Source organism: Saccharopolyspora sp., assembly GCF_017434145.1.
GTDB lineage: Bacteria > Actinomycetota > Actinomycetes > Mycobacteriales > Pseudonocardiaceae > Saccharopolyspora_C > Saccharopolyspora_C galaxeae.
In genome coordinates this window covers 1-2,427 of record NZ_JAFRFW010000338.1, presented here as the reverse complement: position 1 = coordinate 2,427, position 2,427 = coordinate 1, and the positions used below count along the sequence as shown (strand labels likewise).

General features: G+C 71.1%; 2 protein-coding genes and 1 pseudogene. 2 read left to right on the top strand and 1 reads right to left on the bottom strand.

Annotated features, from left to right (window positions below):
* Positions 1–444: pseudogene (locus tag IJH84_RS09425) on the top strand (transcriptional regulator); the annotation flags it as partial.
* 51 nt (positions 445–495) lie between these two features.
* Here the strand turns inward: IJH84_RS09425 and IJH84_RS09420 are convergent.
* On the bottom strand, positions 496–1,869 hold the full coding sequence (locus IJH84_RS09420; protein ID WP_295142800.1) for a sugar porter family MFS transporter: 1,374 nt from the start codon (positions 1,867–1,869) through the stop codon (positions 496–498).
* Positions 1,870–2,014: 145 nt separating this feature from the next.
* Here IJH84_RS09420 and IJH84_RS09415 point away from each other — a divergent pair.
* Positions 2,015–2,427: helix-turn-helix domain-containing protein (locus IJH84_RS09415; protein ID WP_295142797.1), on the top strand; the 413-nt coding region annotated here is incomplete at its 3' end.

The following is a 2,427-nucleotide window of genomic DNA, read 5'->3' as shown; positions in this document are numbered from 1 at the left end:
GCCGGTTACGGGGTCGTCAGCTGGAACCCGCTGGCGCGGGAACTGCTCGGCGGAGATCCCGGCGATGCGGCGAACCTGGCCCGGCGCCGCTTCCTCGGCGGCGGACGGCTGCACGAGAGTTCCGGCTCAGCGGAGTTCGGCGACATCGTGGTCGCCCGGCTGCGCCGGGCGGCGGACCGCTACCCGCACGACCCGTCCCTCGCCGCCCTGCTGGCCGAACTCGACGCGGGACGCGAGGAGTTCCGGTGCATCTGGGAGACCCGTCCGGTGCACGCCCCCGGGCACCGGACCAAGATCGTCGACCATCCGGTGGCGGGTGAGCTGCGGTTGAACTGCGACGTGCTGCTCGTTCCCGAAGACGATCAGGAAGTCGTGCTGATCACGGCCGATCCCGGTTCGCGTTCGGCGCGGCGGCTGCGCGGTCTGGCATCGCGAGCTGCGTGAACCGCCCTGGGGTGGTTCGCGAGCGGCGACCAGCCGCTCCGCGAAACCGCCTCACCGGCCGGTTCCGGACAGTTCGAGCTCCTCGAGGCTGCGGTTCGTCGTCTCCCGCACGCACAAGACCGTGAACACGATTGCCACCGCCGCGAACCCGGCGAAGATCCCGAACACCGCGCCCGCGCCGAACACCAGCAGCACCGGGAACAGCTGCGAGACCGCGAGGTTCGCGGACCAGTTCACGAACGAACCCGCGCCGACGCCGACCGAGCGCACCCGCAGCGGGAACTGCTCGGGCAGCAGCACCCACATCAGCGGACCCCAGCTCAGCGAGTACGCGACCTTGAACACCGCCAGGCACAGCAGCGCACCGACCGATCCGGCGAGGCTTTCCAGCAGCGCGAAGCCGAACAGCACCGCCAGCACCGCCATGCTCAGCAGCATCACCGCGCCGCCGGCCAGCAGCAGGCGGCGGCGCCCGAACCGGTCCACCACCCGCACCGTCACCAGTGTGGTCACAATGGACAGTGCGCCGAGTCCGACGCTGTTGAGCAGCGAGGCGCTGTCGCCGAAACCGGCCGCGTGCAGGATCGTCGGCGCGTAGTAGACGATCGTGTTGATCCCGATGAGCTGCTGCAACAGCGCGAGCCCGACCGCGATCAGCAGCGGCTTGCGCATCGCGGGTGCGAACAGCTCGCGCCACCGTCCCGCGCGTTGTTCGCTCTTGCCGGATTCGACCGCGCGCTGCACGTCGGCGACGACCTCGTCGGCCTCGGCCGGGCCGAGCTGGCGGGCCAGCACCCTGCGTGCCTCGTCGATGCGGCCGCGCGAGACCAGCCAGCGCGGCGTTTCCGGTGAGCGCCAGACGCCGTAGAGCAGCAGCGCCGAGGGCAGCAGGGCGATGCCGACCATCCAGCGCCAGGCCGCCCACGGCGAGAGCAGGAAGCTCGCCAGGTACGCCGCGAAGATGCCGATCGCGATCATCAGCTGGTTCAGCGTGGCGATGCCGCCGCGGTTGCGCGTCGGCGCCAGTTCCGAGAGGTACGTCGGTACCACCACCGAGGCGATTCCCACCGCCAGTCCGCCCAGCACGCGCGCGCCGACCAGGACACCGACGTTCGGCGCGAATGCCATGCCGAGCGCAGCGACGCCGAAGACAACCGCCGCCACCTGCAGCACGCCGCGCCGCCCCCAGCGCTCGGCCAAGCTGCCCGCGACGATGCTGCCCGCGATGGCGCCCAGCATCAGCGAGCTGACCACCAGCCCTTGCAGCCAGGGCGACAGATTCATCTCCCGCTTGATGAACAGCAGCGCGCCCGCTGCGATGCCCTGGTCGTACCCGGCGAGGATGCCGCCGAAGGCGCCGAAGAAGAACACCGAGCGCGCCGCGGCGCCGGACGAACTCGCGGAAGTGCTTGGGGAGGCCGACATTCCGTCATCTCCGCTCCGGGCAGGCGGGTGGGTTGCGAGGCAGCTTCGCAGCGGCCCCGAATTCCGTCAATGCTCCGTCAGAACCAGTGCGCATTAATGACGAGCCGTTGTCGTAATTCGCGCCGCCGGAGTAAGCTGCGCTGCCATGAGCGATGCCGCCACCCCGCCCACCGCGCTGCACCGGTTGCGCCAGAGCAACGCGGAGCGGGTGCTGGACTGCCTGCGCAGGCACGGGCGACTGAGCCGGGCGGAGATCGCCGAGCACAGCGGACTTTCCCGCACCACGCTGTCGATCATCCTCAGTGGACTCCTGCGGCGCGGTACCGTCGTGCAGGAGGAAGGGCGACCGCAGAACCGGCGCGGCCGCCCGACCGCGCTGCTGACGCTGAACCCGTCCGCCGGGCAGTACGCCGGAGTGGAACTCGGACGCCACCGGCTGCGCATGGTGATCGCCGACGCCGCGCACCAGGTGCAGGCTCGGGAGGAACTTCCCTACGGTGCGGCGCGCAGCGCGGGCGCGCGGCTGGCGCTGGCCGAACGCTCGCTGCGGGACCTGGC